At 44.9% G+C, this 17976-nt stretch carries 21 protein-coding genes; 16 read left to right on the top strand and 5 right to left on the bottom strand.

Annotated elements, in window-relative coordinates; translation table 11 throughout:
* Positions 1-112: 112 nt before the first annotated feature.
* The 12 genes from panB to RKD52_RS09170 all read left to right on the top strand — a co-directional run bounded on the left by panB (position 113) and on the right by RKD52_RS09170 (position 10699).
* Positions 113-955, top strand: a complete 843-nt coding sequence (gene panB, locus RKD52_RS09115; RefSeq protein ID WP_454099460.1) for a 3-methyl-2-oxobutanoate hydroxymethyltransferase — start codon at positions 113-115, stop codon at positions 953-955.
* Positions 952-1794: a pantoate--beta-alanine ligase gene (gene panC, locus RKD52_RS09120; protein WP_454099461.1), complete on the top strand. Its 843-nt coding sequence runs from the start codon at positions 952-954 to the stop codon at positions 1792-1794. The genes panB and panC overlap by 4 nt, the downstream gene beginning before the upstream one ends.
* Before the next feature lie 24 nt (positions 1795-1818).
* The gene (gene panD, locus RKD52_RS09125) at positions 1819-2202 is read left to right on the top strand and encodes an aspartate 1-decarboxylase (RefSeq protein WP_454099462.1); all 384 of its coding nucleotides are present in this window, start codon (positions 1819-1821) and stop codon (positions 2200-2202) included.
* A 132-nt stretch (positions 2203-2334) separates the two neighbouring features.
* A complete protein-coding gene (locus RKD52_RS09130) occupies positions 2335-2802 on the top strand; it encodes an exonuclease domain-containing protein (RefSeq protein ID WP_454099463.1) in 468 nt (155 codons plus the stop codon).
* 25 nt (positions 2803-2827) lie between these two features.
* Positions 2828-5140, top strand: coding sequence for an ATP-dependent DNA helicase DinG (gene dinG, locus RKD52_RS09135; protein ID WP_454101177.1), 2313 nt, complete (start codon positions 2828-2830; stop codon positions 5138-5140).
* A 181-nt stretch (positions 5141-5321) separates the two neighbouring features.
* On the top strand, positions 5322-5492 hold the full coding sequence (locus RKD52_RS09140; RefSeq protein WP_081414144.1) for a YpmA family protein: 171 nt from the start codon (positions 5322-5324) through the stop codon (positions 5490-5492).
* Between the two features lie 12 nt (positions 5493-5504).
* Complete coding sequence (locus RKD52_RS09145) at positions 5505-5996, top strand: cell wall elongation regulator TseB-like domain-containing protein (protein WP_454099464.1); 492 nt, start codon at positions 5505-5507, stop codon at positions 5994-5996.
* A 14-nt stretch (positions 5997-6010) separates the two neighbouring features.
* Positions 6011-7198 carry a pyridoxal phosphate-dependent aminotransferase gene (locus tag RKD52_RS09150; protein ID WP_454099465.1) on the top strand — a complete coding sequence of 396 codons (1188 nt, stop codon included), beginning with the start codon at positions 6011-6013 and terminating at the stop codon, positions 7196-7198.
* A 113-nt stretch (positions 7199-7311) separates the two neighbouring features.
* Positions 7312-8604, top strand: a complete 1293-nt coding sequence (gene asnS / locus RKD52_RS09155; protein ID WP_454099466.1) for an asparagine--tRNA ligase — start codon at positions 7312-7314, stop codon at positions 8602-8604.
* A gap of 179 nt (positions 8605-8783) precedes the next feature.
* Positions 8784-9488, top strand: coding sequence for a DnaD domain-containing protein (locus tag RKD52_RS09160; RefSeq protein WP_454099467.1), 705 nt, complete (start codon positions 8784-8786; stop codon positions 9486-9488).
* Between the two features lie 22 nt (positions 9489-9510).
* The gene (nth, locus tag RKD52_RS09165; protein ID WP_454099468.1) at positions 9511-10173 is read left to right on the top strand and encodes an endonuclease III; all 663 of its coding nucleotides are present in this window, start codon (positions 9511-9513) and stop codon (positions 10171-10173) included.
* Positions 10166-10699, top strand: a complete 534-nt coding sequence (locus RKD52_RS09170; protein WP_454099469.1) for a YpoC family protein — start codon at positions 10166-10168, stop codon at positions 10697-10699. Before nth ends, RKD52_RS09170 begins: the two co-directional genes overlap by 8 nt.
* A 75-nt stretch (positions 10700-10774) precedes the next feature.
* On the opposite strand, the gene RKD52_RS09175 is transcribed toward RKD52_RS09170, so the two are convergent.
* Complete coding sequence (locus RKD52_RS09175; RefSeq protein ID WP_454099470.1) at positions 10775-13453, bottom strand: PBP1A family penicillin-binding protein; 2679 nt, start codon at positions 13451-13453, stop codon at positions 10775-10777.
* Between the two features lie 44 nt (positions 13454-13497).
* Positions 13498-14091 carry a Holliday junction resolvase RecU gene (recU, locus tag RKD52_RS09180; protein ID WP_454101178.1) on the bottom strand — a complete coding sequence of 198 codons (594 nt, stop codon included), beginning with the start codon at positions 14089-14091 and terminating at the stop codon, positions 13498-13500.
* A gap of 146 nt (positions 14092-14237) precedes the next feature.
* On the opposite strand from recU, the gene RKD52_RS09185 reads away from it, so the two are divergent.
* Positions 14238-15209, top strand: a complete 972-nt coding sequence (locus RKD52_RS09185) for a DUF2515 domain-containing protein (protein WP_454099471.1) — start codon at positions 14238-14240, stop codon at positions 15207-15209.
* 565 nt (positions 15210-15774) lie between these two features.
* Here RKD52_RS09185 and RKD52_RS09190 read toward each other — a convergent pair.
* Positions 15775-15879 (bottom strand): spore protein, encoded by a 105-nt coding sequence (locus tag RKD52_RS09190; RefSeq protein WP_369733723.1) that lies wholly within the window; start codon positions 15877-15879, stop codon positions 15775-15777.
* A gap of 193 nt (positions 15880-16072) precedes the next feature.
* Between RKD52_RS09190 and RKD52_RS09195 the strand changes: the two genes are divergently transcribed.
* Entirely contained in the window at positions 16073-16321 is a 249-nt protein-coding gene (locus RKD52_RS09195; protein WP_454099472.1) for a hypothetical protein, read from the top strand.
* A gap of 58 nt (positions 16322-16379) precedes the next feature.
* Positions 16380-16751 (top strand): DUF1798 family protein, encoded by a 372-nt coding sequence (locus RKD52_RS09200; RefSeq protein WP_454099473.1) that lies wholly within the window; start codon positions 16380-16382, stop codon positions 16749-16751.
* A gap of 115 nt (positions 16752-16866) precedes the next feature.
* On the opposite strand, the gene RKD52_RS09205 is transcribed toward RKD52_RS09200, so the two are convergent.
* The gene (locus tag RKD52_RS09205) at positions 16867-17046 is read right to left on the bottom strand and encodes a hypothetical protein (protein ID WP_454099474.1); all 180 of its coding nucleotides are present in this window, start codon (positions 17044-17046) and stop codon (positions 16867-16869) included.
* Positions 17047-17155: 109 nt separating this feature from the next.
* Complete coding sequence (gene yppF / locus RKD52_RS09210; RefSeq protein ID WP_029280340.1) at positions 17156-17335, bottom strand: YppF family protein; 180 nt, start codon at positions 17333-17335, stop codon at positions 17156-17158.
* Between the two features lie 172 nt (positions 17336-17507).
* Between yppF and RKD52_RS09215 the strand changes: the two genes are divergently transcribed.
* On the top strand, positions 17508-17957 hold the full coding sequence (locus RKD52_RS09215) for a YppG family protein (RefSeq protein WP_454099475.1): 450 nt from the start codon (positions 17508-17510) through the stop codon (positions 17955-17957).
* Positions 17958-17976: the final 19 nt, after the last annotated feature.

Raw genomic sequence — 17976 nt, forward strand, 5'->3', positions numbered from 1 at the left:
TCCAGCCAGATATGATGAGACCATCAATCCTTCTTCCTATTGGAGAAGGTTTTTTTGCGGTCAGCCATTTGCTGGTTACGAAATTCCTCTGCATCACATGGGAGGGAAAAAAATGAAAACGAGACTTGATTTTGTCAAAATGAAGCAGGGAAATGAACCGATCGTCATGCTCACTGCTTACGATTATCCTTCAGCCAGGCTTGCAGAAGAATCAGGTGTGGACATGATTTTAGTCGGTGACTCACTCGGCATGGTCGTGCTCGGATACGACTCAACTGTGCCTGTTACTGTCGCGGATATGATTCATCACACGAAAGCTGTCAAAAGAGGGGCGCCTTCCACGTTTATCGTGACTGACATGCCGTTTATGTCCTATCATGTCTCAAAAGAACAGACCCTTAAATATGCAGCGGAGATTATGCAGCAAAGCGGGGCACATGCTCTAAAGCTAGAAGGGGCAGATGGGGTGCTTCAAAATATTGAAGCGCTTACATGTGCGGGAGTGCCGGTAGTTGCCCATCTTGGCCTTACACCGCAGTCAGTAGGAGTGCTTGGAGGATATAAAGTTCAGGCAAAAGATGCAGAAAGTGCGAAAAAATTAATGCATGATGCAAAGCAGTGCGAGGAAGCGGGTGCGATTGCGCTTGTGCTTGAATGTGTACCGCGCCAGCTTGCATCAGAAATTTCAAATACATTATCCATTCCTGTCATCGGAATTGGGGCAGGAGCCTCAACCGACGGACAGGTCCTTGTCTACCACGATGTTCTTGGCTACGGTGTTGACCGGGTGCCAAAGTTTGTAAAACAGTACACTTCTGCCGGCAGCGAGATGAAGTCCGCTCTGACTGCTTATGTGCAGGAAGTGAAAAAGAGAGAATTTCCTGAAGAAAAACATACATTCACGATGAAAGACGAAGAACTTCAGGCGCTGTACGGGGGTACTGCTGCAAAATGAAAACTGTCACAACCATAAAAGAACTAAAGCAGATTATAAAAAATCATAAAAAAGAAAACCGGACCATTGGCTTCGTTCCAACGATGGGCTATCTTCACGAGGGCCACTTAAGCCTGATGAAAAAAGCACGGGAAGACAATGATCTGCTTGTCGTCAGCATTTTTGTCAATCCACTGCAGTTTGGAGAAAATGAGGATTTTGATTCGTATCCCCGGGATATGGAACGGGATTCTAATCTGACAAAAGGTGAGGGTGCAGACTATTTGTTTGCCCCCTCTGCAGCAGAAATGTATCCTGATGAACCATCTGTTGCAATGAAGGTCGTTAAGCGCACGAATGTCCTCTGCGGGAAATCAAGACCAGGTCATTTTGACGGTGTGGCTGAAATCCTGACCAGACTGTTTCATCTTGTTCAGCCGGACAGGGCATATTTTGGAATGAAGGATGCTCAGCAGGTTGCGGTGATCAGCGGACTGATTGAAGATTTTCATTTTCCTGTTGAGCTTGTTCCGGTTCAAACGGTCAGAGAACCGGACGGACTGGCCAAAAGTTCCCGCAATGTTAATTTGCTTGGAGAAGAAAGAGAACAGGCGCCTGAACTGTATAAAGCCTTGAACGAAGGTGCCGGGCTGCTTGCTTTAGGCCATTCTCCGGAACATGCGGCTGATTTTGTGAAAAAGAGGATTGAAGAAAGAACAACCGGCGAAGTTGACTATGTCGAGGTTTATTCCTATCCGGAACTGCAGCCTTTGCAGGAAGCAAAAGGAACCATCATTCTTGCAGCAGCTGTTAAATTCAGCAAGGCAAGATTGATCGATAATATTACGTTACAGCTATAGAGAAAGATTCAGGAGGAGATAGTGATGTTCCGCACCATGATGAAGGGTAAAATACACCGTGCAAGGGTGACAGAAGCCAATTTGAATTATGTAGGCAGCATTACGATCGATGAAGATATACTCGATGCAGTGGATATGCTTCCAAATGAGAAAGTCCAAATTGTAAATAACAATAATGGAGCCCGCTTTGAAACCTACATTATACCCGGGAAAAGAGGTTCCGGCACAGTTTGTCTGAACGGCGCTGCAGCGAGACTTGTTCAAGAAGGTGATGTTGTGATTATTTTAACTTATGCCATGATGTCAGAAGAAGAAGTCCGCACACACAAGCCGAAGGTTGCCATCATGAATGAAAACAATGAAATCGTGGAGATGCTGGGCCAGGAGCCGGCCTCAACCATCATGTAATGAACAAATAGCACCGATTTCAAAAAAATCCCCCAAAATCTTGGGGGATTTTGCATTATAAGTGGTAAAATAACGATATTGGTTTTTTGGATAGGGCTTTTATGAGCCCTGGTTAATTGAGGTGTAGCAAAGATGAAACAAAGATTTGTTGTAGTTGACGTGGAAACAACAGGTAATTCTCCGAAAAAGGGAGACCGGATTATACAGCTTGCTGCCGTTGTCATTGAAGAAGGAAAGATCATTGACCGCTTCTCAAGCTTTGTGAATCCGAAGAAAAAGATTCCCTCTTTTATTGAACAGCTGACAGGCATTACGACAGAAATGGTGGAACATGCCCCTGCATTTAAAGAGATTGCAGATAAAGTGTCATCGCTTTTGAACGATGCTTATTTTGTTGCACATAATGTTCATTTTGATCTTTCTTTCATTCAGGAGGAATTGAACCGGTGCGGAATCCAAATGTTTACAGGGCCGATTTTAGATACAGTTGAGCTTTCCCGGATTGTTTTTCCGAGTGCTGACAGCTACAAGCTTTCCGAGCTGTGCCGAGACCTTGGGATCCAGCACATGAATCCGCACAGGGGCGGACAGCGATGCTGAAGTAACGGGAGAACTGCTTATACATATTCTTTCCAGGCTTTCAAGCTTGCCGTCTGTTACTCTTCATTCCCTCAAAAGATTATCAGCATCTTTTATCAGCGATGCAGAGGAAATGCTTGAGGAGCTTCAAACAATGAGTGAGCTGAGGCTGAAAGAGGCGGGGGATATCGAGGTTTACCGGTCCGTTGCTGTCAGAAAAATGGCCGATATCGAGCAGAATCCGGATCAGTCCGGGACTGAAAAACTTCCTTTCAATGCGTTTGCAGAGAAGCTTATGAATGAAAATGGCTCTGTCGCAGCCCACTTTGTGCAATATGAAAAGCGCAGTGAACAGGTAAACATGATGAAAACGATTTATAAGTCATTTTCAAGCCATCAGCACAGTCTGATCGAAGCAGGGACAGGGACGGGGAAAACACTGGGCTATCTTGTTCCCGCTGTCTATTATGCTATGACTGAAAAGAAGAGGGTGCTAATCAGCACATATACGACAGCCCTTCAGCAGCAGGTGATGGAAAAAGAATATCCGCTTTTAAAACAGGCAGCCGGGCTGCCGTTTTCGATGGCTGTTCTTAAAGGGAAATCTCATTACCTTTGCTTAAGGAAATTTGAAAAGTACCTCCATGAAGAAGATATGAATTATGATAATCTTTTGACGAAAGCGCAGCTGCTTATTTGGCTGACCGAGACGGAAACAGGCGATGTGGATGAACTGAACCTGCCTTCAGGCGGGAAACTCCTATGGCAAAGGCTCCACTACGATCCTAAGCTGTCGGGTTCTCCCTCCAATCCTTGGAAGGAACGCTGTTTCTATACAAGAGCCTATAAGCGGGCAAATCAGGCTGATGTGATCATGACGAATCATTCGCTTTTGCTCTCAGCTGTTTCTTCTTCTTCAGACATGCTTGAAGGCATCGAGGAAGTCGTCATTGATGAGGCGCATCATTTTGAGCGGACAGCAAGTGAGCATTTAGGGAAAAGAATTCATTACCTGACTCTCCAATCCCTGACAAATCAGCTGGGCAACCTATACACTGACGGTCTGCTCCGCAAAACGCAGCAGCTTTCTAACAAAAAGAAATGGAGTGAACCATTTCTTGAAATCGACACGATTCTAAAGCAGCTTACAGAAGACAATCAGCTCCTGTTTACAACCCTTCACAGCTATGTGCTGCAGAATGAAAAGGACTCTTCATCAAACAGGATCTCCTGCCGCTTCAGGCATGATGAGAAAAAAAGCAGAAAGTGGCTGGCCATTTTAGAGCTTGCTGCCAGAGTGAAATTTCAGCTGCATGATGTGATGTCCATTATGAATAAACAGAAGAATGTTTTCAGCAAACTGGAAGAAAAAGAAGAATCGTTCGATCTTTATGAATACTGGGAAGTGATTGACCGGTTTAAGGCAGCATATAACAGCCTGGATTCCCTCTTCTTTAAGGACAGCCCGGGAGAAGTGAAGTGGATTGAGATTGAATCAAGGGGAGCGAGAAATGCAGTAAGTGTGTATTCACAGCCTGTTTCTGTGTCTGATCAGCTGGCTGACGGATTTTTTGCGAGTATGAAAAGCGCTGTTCTTACATCAGCCACTCTCACTGTAAACGGTACGTTTGATTATATGATTTCTGAGCTTGGGCTGAGTGATTTCTATCCTTCTGTCCACAAAATTGACTCACCTTTTGATTATAAGAAGCAGGCAATGCTGATGATTCCAACAGATTTCCCTTCTGTCCAGCATGTTACGCTTGATGAGTATACGGAAGCAATCGCCGGCAGGGTTTCTGAAATAGCCAAAGCGGCGTCAGGAAAGCTCCTTATCTTATTCAATGCCTATGATATGCTTAAAAAAACGCAGCAGCTGCTTAAAAATGATCAGAGCCTGGATGATTTTGTCATCATGGGGCAGGGCGGCGGCAGCATCACGAAGCTGACTAAAAACTTCCGTCAGTTTGAAAAGGCCATTCTTCTCGGAACCAGCACGTTTTGGGAAGGAATGGACTTTCCGGGCGATGAGCTGACAACGCTTGTGATTGTCAGGCTGCCGTTTTCTCCGCCTGATGATCCGAGAACAGCAGCCAAATGCGAGCAGCTGACGAAAGAAGGAAAGAATGCCTTTTATCATTATTCGCTTCCGGAAGCGGTCCTGAAGTTTAAGCAGGGATTTGGACGCCTGATCCGGACAGAAAACGACAAAGGCCTTCTGTTTGTTTTTGACAAAAGAATTATTGAAGCCAAGTACGGCAGGCATTTCATTGATTCTCTGCCTGAGATTGAAGTCGCTGTTGAGCCGATGAACCGTCTGCACAGAAAAATGGCGGACTGGAAAAACAGCAGAACGTAAAAAAGCCTGTGTGAGCGCACAGGCAATGGTGTGGGTAGGAGAAAATTTATTTTCACTAAATGATCATGATGCTGTTATAATGGGTACATAAAACAACATGTCGTTGTCTGTACTTTTATTGTGGCCGTTTGCGGCTGTGATATAAGTTACAATTTTTGTTTTTGCACTGGAGGTATAGACCATGGAAAGCAAGATTGAAATTCTGTCTACTGTAACCGTGGAGCATTCGGATGATCTCTATAAAATTGTCGACGGGCTGAACCGGACGCTGAAAAGAGAAAATCTGATGTTTGGGCTCGCTCTTGATCAGGAAGACAAAAATAAAGCTGTTTTCACGATATACAGAACGTAAGGATTTGAAACAATGGGGAGAAAAATAGCGATTGCATCCATTTCTGCAGGAATTTTGCTGCTTATTGCCGCGGCTGTATTTATGAATGTCTACAACACGGCTATGGCTCAGAAGAAGGATGGCCATGCAGAAGCCATTCAGAGAGCCGAACAAGAAACGGAGCTGAAAAAGGCAGAGAGTGCTGAAACCTTTAACGGCCTGGAACAATACATCGTCATTACAGGATCTGATGAGAGCGGAAAGCCCGTGTATGTATTTGTTCCTTCAGACAAAAAGAAAAAGCCTGTACTGAAGCTTGTGTCAGACGGCATTTCAGAAAAGGAAGCACTTGAAGCTGTCAGATCGGAACAAAACCCGCAAAAGCTGATTAGCGTGCAGCTTGGCATGGAGCGAAACGTTCCTGTCTGGGAAGTAAAGTATATTGATGATCAGAACAGGTATACATATGATCTTGTGCAATTTACAGACGGAGAAATCAGAAAGCATATTGCCATCAGGAAATAGGGGGACTATTAGTCATGAAACTAGCTGACAGAGTATCTGCATTAACACCATCAACCACTTTGGCCATTACTGCAAAAGCAAAAGAACTTAAAGCTGCAGGACATGACGTGATTGGCCTCGGTGCAGGCGAGCCTGATTTTAATACGCCGCAGCACATAATGGACGCTGCCGTAAACGCAATGAATGCCGGCCAGACAAAGTATACACCTGCAGGCGGCCTGGCCGAGCTGAAAAAAGAAATCATCAGCAAGTTTGAACGTGACCAGGGAATTGCCTATAAACCGGGAGAAGTGATTGTGTGCAGCGGCGCAAAGCATGCTCTGTACACCCTGTTTCAGGTTCTTTTAAATGAAGGTGATGAAGTCATCATCCCTGCACCATACTGGGTCAGCTACCCTGAGCAGGTTAAACTTGCCGACGGAGTGCCGGTTTATGTAGAGGCATCTGAAGAGAACCAATTTAAATTAACTCCTGAACAGCTGAAAGAAGCGATTACCGAGAAGACAAAAGCTGTCATCATTAACTCTCCGAGCAATCCGACGGGGATGCTCTATACGAAGGAAGAACTGGAAGCGCTTGGACAAATTTGCCTGGAGCATGATGTTCTGATTGTTTCCGATGAGATTTATGAAAAACTCATTTATGGAACTCATAAGCATGTTTCCATCGCTGAATTGTCAGAAGAGCTGAAAAATCAGACAATCATCATCAACGGTGTTTCCAAATCGCATTCGATGACAGGATGGAGAATCGGGTATGCAGCAGGCAATGAACAGATCATCAAAGCGATGACGAATCTTGCGAGCCACAGCACTTCTAACCCGACTTCCATTGCTCAATATGCCTCGATTGCTGCATACGCGGGATCACAGGAGCCTGTTGAGGAAATGCGGAAGGCGTTTGAAGAGAGGCTGAACATTATCTATGATAAGCTCGTTGCCATTCCGGGTATATCATGCCTGAAGCCTCAAGGTGCATTCTATTTATTCCCGAATGCAAGGCAGGCAGCTGAAATGACAGGCTTTGCATCAGTGGATGAATTTGTAGAAGCGCTGCTTGAAAAAGAAAAAGTTGCCATTGTTCCAGGGTCAGGTTTCGGATCCCCGGACAATGTGAGACTTTCTTATGCGACTTCTCTTGACGTCATTGAAGCGGCACTTGAGAGAATCGAACGGTTTGTAAAAGAAAACAGTTCAAACTAATGGGCAGATGGGCCGTCAATTGACGGTCCGCTCTTTTGTTTGGAGATGCCATAAGGTATAATAGGAAGCATGTACATATATTTTGATCTGCGGTTTTTTTGGAGGGACATAACGTGAAAACAACGATTAAAGAAGTAAGCAAATTTGTAGATAAAGAAGTAACAATCGGCGCATGGATCGCCAATAAGCGTTCTAGCGGCAAAATCGCTTTTCTGCAGCTGCGTGACGGAACTGGTTTCATTCAGGGCGTTGTCGTAAAGGCAGAAGTGGACGAGGCTGTGTTCCAGACAGCCAAATCAATTACACAGGAATCATCTATCTTTGTAACCGGAGTTGTGCGGGTGGACGAGCGCTCACCGTTCGGTTATGAGCTTGGGGTAACAGGCATTGAAGTCATTCATGAATCTGTTAATTATCCGATCACACCTAAAGAACACGGCACTGAGTTCCTGATGGACCACCGTCATTTATGGCTGAGATCAAAACGCCAGCATGCTGTGATGAAAATCAGAAACGAAATTATCCGTGCAACTTATGAATTTTTCAACAAAGAAGGATTTACAAAAGTAGATCCTCCAATCCTTACAGGAAGCGCGCCCGAGGGTACATCAGAGCTGTTTGCAACAAAATACTTTGATGAAGATGCCTACCTTTCACAAAGCGGCCAGCTGTATATGGAAGCAGCTGCAATGGCTCTTGGAAAAGTGTTCTCTTTCGGCCCGACATTCCGTGCAGAAAAATCAAAAACAAGACGCCACCTGATTGAATTCTGGATGATTGAGCCAGAGATGGCATTCTATGATTTTGAAGACAACCTTGTGGTTCAGGAAAACTACGTGTCATACGTTGTTCAGAGTGTCCTTGAAAACTGCAGTCTTGAACTGACGGTTCTTGGGCGCGATACAGAAAAGCTTCAGCAAATTAAAGCACCGTTCCCGCGCATTTCATACGATGATGCGATCAAATTCCTGAACGAAAAAGGCTTTGACGATATCAAGTGGGGTGATGATTTCGGCGCGCCGCATGAAACTGCCATTGCTGAAAGCTTTGATAAGCCGGTATTTATTACACATTACCCGACAGGCATTAAACCGTTCTACATGCAGCCTGCTCCGGACCGCGCCGACGTTGTCCTTTGTGCAGACCTGATTGCACCTGAAGGATACGGTGAAATCATCGGAGGATCACAGCGTATTCATGATCATGATCTGCTGAAACAGCGTATTGAAGAACATGATCTTTCACCAGAAGCGTATCAGTGGTACCTGCAGCTCCGTGAATTCGGATCAGTGCCGCATTCAGGCTTCGGGCTTGGGCTTGAGCGAACAGTAGCATGGATCAGCGGCGTTGAGCATGTACGTGAAACAATTCCGTTCCCTCGTCTGTTAAACAGACTTTATCCTTAATCAGCAAAACGGGCGAACATGAGTCTCTATAGAGGCTCATGTTTTGTTTTCCTGCCAGTATTGAATCCGGCGCTTTGCAGCTGCTCTTTCCTTCCGGTCCTGTCTGGAAATTGGTTTAAAAGACCATCGCCGTTTTACAGACCGGCCGTGTTATACTAAGTGAGGTGAGGTGACCCGTGATGAATAAAGAACAATTTACAGCCATGCAGGAACAGGGCTATTTGACTGTGCCTTCAGCGCTTATATCCAATTACTTCCGGTTAGGCCTCAAAGAAGAGGAGCTGGTTTTGCTTCTGCAGGTAAATCTGCATCTTCAAAACGGAAATCAGTTTCCTACACCGGACGAATTATCAAATTCCATGACCATCCAGACATCTGCCTGCACGTCTCTTTTAAGAAGTCTGCTGCAGAGAGGGTTTATTGATATTGAAGAATATGAGCAGGCTTCCATAAAATATGAACGTTATTCCCTAAAACCGCTTTGGGGCAAATTGTATGATGATTTGCTGAAAAAAGAGGAGGTTCAATCTGAGGAAAAGCAGGAACAGGAAAATATAAACCTGTATCCTGTATTTGAACGTGAATTTGGAAGGCCCCTGTCTCCATTTGAAGTCGAAACGCTGTCTATTTGGATGGATCAGGATTATCATGATCCCGTTATTATTAAAGCAGCCCTTAAAGAAGCGGTGATTTCGGGCAAACTGAACTTCAGATATATTGACAGGATTCTTTTTGAATGGAAAAAGAACGGCATCAGAACGATTGAACAGGCAAGAAGCTACGGGAAACGGTTCAGGCAGCATCAAGTGCAGCCGCAAAAACAGCCGGAGTCTGAAGAAGAGTACAAACGGAAAGTGCCTTTTTACAACTGGCTGGAAAGTTAAATGAAAATGAACAGGTGATGTTATGCTGAACAAGAAACAAATCAGAGAAGCACTGGATACGATCGGAGACATGTTTCCGGACGCCCACTGCGAATTAAATCACAGCAATCCATTTGAGCTTGTCATAGCAGTTGCTCTTTCTGCCCAGTGTACAGATGTCCTTGTAAACAAAGTGACGAAGAGCCTGTTTGAAAAATATAAGACACCGGAAGATTATCTTGCAGTTCCCATTGAAGAACTGCAAAATGACATCCGGTCCATCGGACTTTACAGAAATAAAGCTAAAAACATTCAAAAATTGTGCACGCTGCTTATCAATGAGTATGGCGGAAAAGTTCCTGAAGACCGTGATGAACTGACCAAGCTTCCCGGTGTAGGGAGGAAGACGGCAAATGTAGTCGTTTCCGTAGCTTTTGGCATACCTGCCATCGCTGTTGATACTCATGTGGAAAGGGTGAGCAAAAGGCTTGCGATCTGCAGGTGGAAAGATTCTGTTCTGGAAGTTGAAAAAACCCTGATGCGGAAAGTGCCTGAGGAAGAATGGTCTCTGACCCACCACAGACTGATCTTTTTCGGCAGATATCACTGCAGGGCCCAGGCGCCAAAATGCTCAGAATGTCCGCTTTTACATATGTGCAGGGAAGGGCAGAAGCGCATCAAAAAAGGGACGGTCAGAAATGTATAGCGGCAGTGTGCCCCGGGATTTTCTCCATGAGCCGTTCGGTCCTTTTGAAGAAGCTTTTCATAGTGAATTGGAACATGTGCTGGCCATTAATCCCTTTTACTATGACATCTGCCTGAAAGCAGGAGAGCAGGTGCTGTGGAGACCCTGGGTGCATGCAGATCAATCGGTTTCCGCCATTATGAAAAGGTGGGATGCACTTAAGGAAGTAATTGCATCCGGCTTCCGTTCCAGTCAGAAAAAAGCCTCAAGGAAAGACATGATTGACGGGGTCTCCCTATTCATTTGCTGTCTTTACTGGAGCAGCGGCAAACCGGTCGGGCATTTAGATCTCAGGAACACAGACTGGAATTCTTTTGACGTACAGCCAATGAATGTACATGAAAGACTGAACTATATCCTTATAAGGCCAGAACAGTATCATTCTTTTGTTCAGCTTGATCAGCTCTTTCAGGAGTGCGAAAAGCAGTTTTCAAAAATAATGACACTAAAAAAATACAAACAAAAAAACGCAGGAAAATCGGAATGATTTTCCTGCGTTTTTTGTTTTAGGTAGACCTGCATGTGCAGGTCTACTGTTTAACAGACGCTTGTGCTTTTCTTATCAATCATCATCATCATCATTATTTCCATTGTTTCCATTATTGCCATTTCCGTTCCCGTTGCCAGGCGGAAGCGGGATCAGAGGTTCAGCGGGCTCCTGAGGTGTTTCGCCTTCACCAGGAGGTGTTTCACCATCTCCAGGTCCGCCTTCACCAGGAGGCTGTTCCCCTTCGCCAGGAGGCTGCTCGCCTTCACCAGGCTCACCTTCACCCGGAAGTTCACCGCCAGGGAATTCTTCCTCAGGAGGCTGTTCACCTTCATCTGGCTCTTCTTCAGGCTCTTCCGGTTCTGCAGGCTCCTCTATGACTGCTTCAGGAATTTGTATTGCTGCTGCGGCAGAGTCGCTTCGGTTAGAACCGTCGTCATCGCTGACCGCTGCAATCTGGAATTTATACGTTGATCCAGGAACCGGGTTAGGGATGGCCATGCCGGTGTCTTTCGTCTGATTGATCACCTGGGCAGGACCTCCGTCAACGGACTGGCTGATCTCAAAGGTAACAGAGTCTTTCAGCTCCTCTTTGTAATCCCAGCTCAGTACAATCTGATTGGCTGTCTGATCATATTCCACTTTAAATCCTGATGGTTTAGCAAGACGCTTATACTGCTCGGAAACCTTTGTCGGCTCTGTGCCTTTTACAAAGTATTCACTGATTTTCCTGCTGTCAGGAGTATAGTCACTTGCAAGCTTCGGCGGGTTAGAGCCGTTTTCAACTGTAACTTTTACAACTGAGTTCGGTTTTTTGAAATCTTTGCCGTTTCCGCTTGATACTTCTGAGATCACTTCTTTAAAAAGTTTCTTCGCAATTTGCTGATCCGTTTTATTCAGATGCATTTTTTCATCATTTTTTGAATAACCGGTCCATACTGCAGCAGCGTATTCTGGAGTGTAGCCGACAAACCAGCTGTCTTTCGCACCGCCGGATGGAACGTTGTATCTTTCTTTATCCTCTTCAGAGAAGTTTGTCGTTCCTGTTTTTCCTGCAACTGTAACGCCGGGAACTCTTGCTGCTGTACCTGTTCCTTCTTCAACAACAGAAATCATCATGCTTGTTGTCATATAAGCGGTGTAATCACTCATTGCAGCTTCAGCTTCAGGAGAAAGATCAAATTCTGTTCCGTCGCTTAAGACAACTTTTGTTACGGCATGAGGCTCTGTGTAAATGCCGTTATTGCCGAACGCTGCAAATGCTCCGGCCATATGAAGAGGGGATACTCCCGTGTCAAATCCTCCAATAGAGTATGCTTCCGGGATTTCTTCTTCAAGCGGAATGCCAAGTCCTGCGGCAAAGTCACGGGCTTTGTCAATTCCGACTTCCTGCATAGCTTTCAGAGCTGGGATGTTACGCGATTGTGCCAGGGCGTCGCGGATGGACATCTGTCCTTTGTAGCTGCGGTCAAAGTTATTGATTTTGACGCCGTTTGAATAGGTATATGGTTCATCCTTAATTTGTTCATATGTGGACCACTTCAGATATTCAATGGCCGGACCGTAATCCAGGACAGGTTTAATAGTCGAACCCGGCTGTCTTCTCGTATCAATTGCGTAGTTGAAGTCTCCGACATTCTGGTTGCGTCCGCCGCCGATTGCGCGGATTTCGCCGGACTCTGTATCAATGAGCGTGATGCCTGCCTGGAAGTTGTCATCAGGGAAGCCGACATCATTTCCATTAAGAAGATCTTCTACGTATTTTTGTGCATCTGTATCGATTGTCGTATAGATTTTCGCACCTGCCGAGCTTACATCGATATCCGTTTTTTCTTTCACTTCTTCAATGACCTGCTCGACATACGCACTGTATGGATTTGATTTTTCTTTTTCAGGAACAACGGTAGACTGAACAGGAACTTTTTTCGCTTCTTCTGCTTCCTGCTCTGTAATAAAGCCTTGTTTCACCATCATATTCAGGACGATGTTTCGTCTTTTTTCAGCTGACTCGGGATTTTTTCTCGGGTCAAAGTTTGTCGGGCTCTGAGGGATCCCGGCAAGCATGGCTGCCTCGTGAAGCTCAAGGTCTTTCAGTTCTTTGCCGTAAAAGCCTTCAGCGGCTTTCCCGACTCCGTAATATTGAGGATGATAGTAAATTTTATTTAAATACATCTCAAGAATTTCATGCTTTGAGTACTTTTGCTCAAGCTGAAAAGCAAGCCATAGCTCCTGAACCTTGCGGGTAATCGTTTTTTCATGAGTGAAGAAAGAGTTTTTAATAACCTGCTGGGTGATCGTGCTTCCGCCCTGGGAACCGAATCCCTGTGTAACGTTGGCCACGACTGCACCGCCAAGGCGGATAACATCTACGCCGCTGTGTTCATAAAAGCGGGCGTCCTCCGTTGCAAGAACAGCTTCTTCAAGTACTTTAGGAATGTCATTGTAGGAAATATAGGTTCGCTTTTGAGCGCCTACTTCCGTAATTTCATTGCCTTCTTTATCGTAAATGGTGGATGAGTAGGAATCCTTCAGTTTCTTCTCATCAAGCTTCGGGGCTCCTGCTGCGATAACCGCAAACGTTACGCCGCCTGCAATCATGCCGATCAGTCCGATCGATATCAGGATAAACAGGATGCGTTTCCATAAGGACCCGCCGCCGGGTTTGTACGGTTTTTTCGATTTGCTTTTGCTTGTTTTACTTGTTTGCGCAAGGGCCCTGCGGCGCTCCTCGCGGCTTTTGTATTGATCTGACATTGCGTTTTTCCAACCTTTCATTACAAGATCCGCACTGCGGCGAATTAATGGAAATAAAGCTTTTCTAATATCTTAATATAATCAATTCTGGGCTGATAGCCAAGCGGTATCAAGTGGGACGATGCTTCAATTTCTTTTTTTGAGATGGACTTTCTGCCTCCGTTTTCTCTTCTTTCCCAAAAGGCAAATAGAACGGCTGCTTCCATCAAGTACACACTTCCGAAGGCAGACAGAATCACAAACGAAATGCCTCCATGGTCAATGACCATTTTCATATGGCGGATCTGATGCTCATGGAAATTCTTCAGCGGAAAAGACGTATCGCTCTGTGTTTCCTTCGCTTCAAAATCAATGTACTTTCCTTTATAGACCCCGTTATAGTCTGTTGTAGAGGATTGTTTAAAATAGGCCTCACGGATAACCGCTGCGCTCCTTTTCGGAAAATCAACATTTACAATCTGCACAGGAGTCGGCTTTTTATGAATGACGGCAATCGCTCTGTTTAAATAGAACTGATTGGTTTCATTCAAATCCTCTTCAAGAGTCATCCCTCTATTACTGTAGGATTCCTTAGCCTCACGCTTTTTAGCCGGAACAGCACCAGGATTGTACGTTTTTCCGTTAGGATAACGAAAAATCATTTCTTCCCTCCTCAGGTAAAACTACTACCTATCATATCAAAAAAATGAAAAAAGACATGGTGAAAAAGTTTCGATTTTGTTAACAGCCGCCGCGCGTAGTTCCGGATTCCCTGGGCAAGCTTAAAATAGGGAGGCGAATGCTGATGACAGGCGGCAGCCATATAGATGAAAAGAATATTATAGCACTTATAAAGAATACGGTGCGCAAAAAAAATTACGACAACATTTCGCGCACACAAAGCTATCAGGACTTTTTTCTCCGTCACCCCGAAATCAGATGGTCCTTTCTTGCAAGCATGGTCTCGCGGAATGCAGGCTACTGTATGACGGATTTGAAGGGCGTTTGGTTTCAAAAATTATTGGACGAGAAAACAAGTAAAGCCCTCTTTCTAACCTATGAGGATGCCAACTGGCTGATTTTTTCGGATGCGTATCCGCAGCTGATGATTTATGAATGGTCAAAAACAGCAGGGAAACCCCTGTTCCACCTTCTTGATGTGTTTTATGTTTCTGCCTTTATGAAAAAAGAATGGAACTTGTTTTGGGAAAGAGGGGACAGGGAGCGGCTGCTCACTTCTCTCATCATAAATGAACAGCATCTTATCCAGAAACCCGTTATAGAGGGACCTGTCTTTAAACGAAAAGTATTCGGAACACCGTTTTTTCTTTTTCAGGATCTGTTTCACTTCAGCACGGTCATTTTTCCCGGAGAGGGCGGCAGACTTTACGGATTCTCCGTACATGATTTCAGAAAGCTGAAAAGCAGAATCCGGCTCGGACGTTCACTTGCATGGCTTCTTTTTCATCCTGATTATTACGGTGAGTTTTTGACTTTCGCAGTCAGGACGATCCATACCGGCTCAAGAGCAGATTATGAGCCGATGAGCAGGCAGCGGATGACCCCGTATTTAAGAACGGCCTTTCCTTTCGTTTCCCATCAATTAGACGAAAAGAAACGAAAATGGTTTCATGGCCAGCAGCTTGCCAGGTGGTACAGACCGATACCGGAGCCTCAAACGATCGATCTGACAGACTGGCTTGTAAAAAAGGAGAATCAGCTGCACGCTCTGGCCCTGGCTAATGAGTATGTAAAGGCGAAGAGAAAGAAGACATAAAAAAATCCCCTATGCAAAGGGGATTTTTGATTTCATACATTTTGCAGGACCGAACAGTCGGCTCCGCTTTTCGCATTGTCTAGCTCCATCGCCTAACTCCTCGGACAGAACAGCTCCGCCGCAAAAAGCAAACCCGGCTTTTTCCGTCGCATCCTTTTCTGACCTTCGGAGCTGACCAAGGCGATTCCGCTTTTCGCATTGTCCAGCTCCGCCTCCTAGTCCTTCCGTCAGAACAAAATCACCCAAAAAGTCAAGACCGGACTTTCCGGGTGATTTCTTATCTGCCTGTCAGGCCTGACCAGTCGGCTCCGCATTTCGCATTGTCTAGCTCCATCGCCTAACTCCTCGGACAGAACGGCTCCGCCGCAAAAAGCAAACCCGGCTTTTTCCGTCGGATCCTTTTCTGTCCTTCGGAGCTGAGCAAGGCGATTCCGCTTTTCGCATTGTCCAGCTCCGCCTCCTAGTCCTTCCGTCAGAACAAAATCACCCAAAAAGTCAAGACCGGACTTTCCGGGTGATTTCTTATCTGCCTGTCAGGCCTGACCAGTCGGCTCCGCATTTCGATTTACGTAGAAGGCCTGTTTGGCCCACCAAGCTTTTTGTCGAGGTCATTTTTTGACGGGGCTTGCTGCTGCTCTTTTTGTGTGTTCTTTTTGTTTTCTTTTGCCATGTTAGACACCTCCTGAGTGTAGTGTTTGCATGGGAATCGATTTCATGCAGCTTGTCGCGGGGAGATGTCGAAAAAACAGTAATATCCAATCATTTCTTCTTTCTTTGCCGAAAGTGAACTAGTTTTGTCATCCATGAAGGGAGGAGCGTTTTGGCCCGCGAATAATACGAGTAGATTGAAAGGAGGAGTTAGGATGGAACACCTCGTGCCGAAAATGGTTGTGGAAAGACTTTTAATGGAACTCGATGAAGAGATGACGAAATTAGAACTTGCCATACAAAAGAGAGTATCGGAAACCATTTTGCAGAGCGAAGAAGATCTTCAGCGCAGCATAAAGAGCATTTCAGTGAAGACGGAAGAAACGGTTTTGCAGGCAAATGGAGAAGAAAGCAGGGAAGATCCCACATCCCGGGTAAAACCAAGCTACCGGCTCAGTTATTAGCAGGAATCTGGCTTTTCATGCTTATGTCTGGTAAGATACCCCAGAGAGGGGTTACAGCATGAAAACGACAATTCTTGAAAATTCCGAAAAGCTTCTATATATAACGGACGAATGTGTCCGCCGTTTTGAGAATGACAGTAAAAAGAAAGAGGACGTTGATTTTTTTCACGAAGTAAAGCCTGCTTTTGAGGATGCGATGAAAGTAATGAGCGAGTGGAAAAGAGACGTGCTTGCATGGAGAGATGAAGCAAAACCAAAATATTTGTTTCCGGCTCAAATTGATTCAGCTGAAGAAAATTTTGAGCAGCTTGTGCTTCAGTCGTTTTACAAAGATTCCAAAGCCATCCGATTTAAGAACATGAAACAGTCCATTGACTATACAATTGAATCTGTTATGGACCGCCTGGAGGCACACAGCTCCTTACAATGAGGGGCTTTTTATTTTGCCTTAAGACCTCAGGCTGCAGATACACAGACAGGATCATGGCAGAATTTTTCTCGGGTAAAAAGGGTGTCCGGAATATTCCGGACACCCTTCATGACGTTTATTCGTCTATTTCACGCGCTTCCTGAAACGTTACAGCGCGGTCTCCTTCGCTTGCGACAGGTTCAATTGCATATTCAACATCTTTAGAATGTTTAGCAGCGGCAGGCTGTCCCTTTTTTGACAGTGTTAAATCCTGTCCTTTTTTCTTATGGTTGAAATGATTGCCTCTTCCCATCATAATGACCTCCATAATCGAAATGGTGAATCCTTCTTAATATGTTTCAGGTGGGGTGCTGCTATGTATGGAAAATAACACAATAAAAAGAGAGGGTGTCCCCTCTCAATCATCAATTGCTTATCTTTTCTAATTCTGACGCTTCAAGGTACATGACAGCAGTCCTGTATTCGCTGATGGTCATCTCACCCTTGATATAAAGCGTTTTGATAAAATTCATTAATTCGCTGATGCTGGTCGGTTCATACTTCTTTGTTTCTAAAAAAGCGGATTGTATGCTCTGCAGATTCATCGTGTATCTCCTCCCATTCCCTTGCCTTAATGGTATCACGGGAAATTTTTATCTCGATTTTTCAAATAATTTAAACTTCCGACAAGAGTTGACAATTTCTTTTAGACACGCACAGCAGCCTTTTCTTCTGCATATGTATGAAATAGCCCATTATGCTGAAAGGAGTTCTGTTATGTATTCTCAAGAAATGAGTTCGTTTAAAAACCGCAGAAGAAAAAAAGAAGAGAGAATCAGCTATTACTATCCATATGAGGGCTATACACCATATGAAAATCCTGCATATTTGCCTCAAAGTCAGCATACCTATCAGCAAGTGCAGCAAAATCAAGCCTTCTATCAGCAGTCCCAGATGCCGTCATACGGCTATCAGACACAGGGGTTTATGATGCAGCAGCCCCAGCAGAACATGATGCCGCAGGCAATGTATGCAAATCCATACCCAAAACCGGTACCTGCAGCTAAAAATCAGCAGGGAGGCATTTCTACAGTGATGTCCCAGTTTAAAAAGCCGGATGGACAGATGGATTTCAACAAAGTAATGGATACGGCAGGGCAGATGATGGGAGCTGTTAATCAGATGAGTTCTCTTGTAAAAGGGGTCACATCAATGTTTAAAGTTTAGGCTGCATGAAAGCTGATAA

The sequence above is a fragment of the Metabacillus sp. SLBN-84 genome, from assembly GCF_053629595.1.

Coding starts and splice junctions, on each gene's coding strand:
- nth (WP_454099468.1), top strand. CDS start 9,511: ATGCTGAACAAGAAACAAATCAGAGAAGCACTGGATACGATCGGAGAC.
- RKD52_RS09150 (WP_454099465.1), top strand. CDS start 6,011: ATGAAACTAGCTGACAGAGTATCTGCATTAACACCATCAACCACTTTG.
- panC (WP_454099461.1), top strand. CDS start 952: ATGAAAACTGTCACAACCATAAAAGAACTAAAGCAGATTATAAAAAAT.
- panB (WP_454099460.1), top strand. CDS start 113: ATGAAAACGAGACTTGATTTTGTCAAAATGAAGCAGGGAAATGAACCG.
- RKD52_RS09145 (WP_454099464.1), top strand. CDS start 5,505: ATGGGGAGAAAAATAGCGATTGCATCCATTTCTGCAGGAATTTTGCTG.
- RKD52_RS09160 (WP_454099467.1), top strand. CDS start 8,784: ATGAATAAAGAACAATTTACAGCCATGCAGGAACAGGGCTATTTGACT.
- RKD52_RS09205 (WP_454099474.1), bottom strand. CDS start 17,046: ATGATGGGAAGAGGCAATCATTTCAACCATAAGAAAAAAGGACAGGAT.
- RKD52_RS09175 (WP_454099470.1), bottom strand. CDS start 13,453: ATGTCAGATCAATACAAAAGCCGCGAGGAGCGCCGCAGGGCCCTTGCG.
- RKD52_RS09190 (WP_369733723.1), bottom strand. CDS start 15,879: ATGGCAAAAGAAAACAAAAAGAACACACAAAAAGAGCAGCAGCAAGCC.
- RKD52_RS09170 (WP_454099469.1), top strand. CDS start 10,166: ATGTATAGCGGCAGTGTGCCCCGGGATTTTCTCCATGAGCCGTTCGGT.
- yppF (WP_029280340.1), bottom strand. CDS start 17,335: ATGAATCTGCAGAGCATACAATCCGCTTTTTTAGAAACAAAGAAGTAT.
- RKD52_RS09215 (WP_454099475.1), top strand. CDS start 17,508: ATGTATTCTCAAGAAATGAGTTCGTTTAAAAACCGCAGAAGAAAAAAA.
- RKD52_RS09130 (WP_454099463.1), top strand. CDS start 2,335: ATGAAACAAAGATTTGTTGTAGTTGACGTGGAAACAACAGGTAATTCT.
- RKD52_RS09195 (WP_454099472.1), top strand. CDS start 16,073: ATGGAACACCTCGTGCCGAAAATGGTTGTGGAAAGACTTTTAATGGAA.
- RKD52_RS09185 (WP_454099471.1), top strand. CDS start 14,238: ATGACAGGCGGCAGCCATATAGATGAAAAGAATATTATAGCACTTATA.
- panD (WP_454099462.1), top strand. CDS start 1,819: ATGTTCCGCACCATGATGAAGGGTAAAATACACCGTGCAAGGGTGACA.
- RKD52_RS09140 (WP_081414144.1), top strand. CDS start 5,322: ATGGAAAGCAAGATTGAAATTCTGTCTACTGTAACCGTGGAGCATTCG.
- RKD52_RS09200 (WP_454099473.1), top strand. CDS start 16,380: ATGAAAACGACAATTCTTGAAAATTCCGAAAAGCTTCTATATATAACG.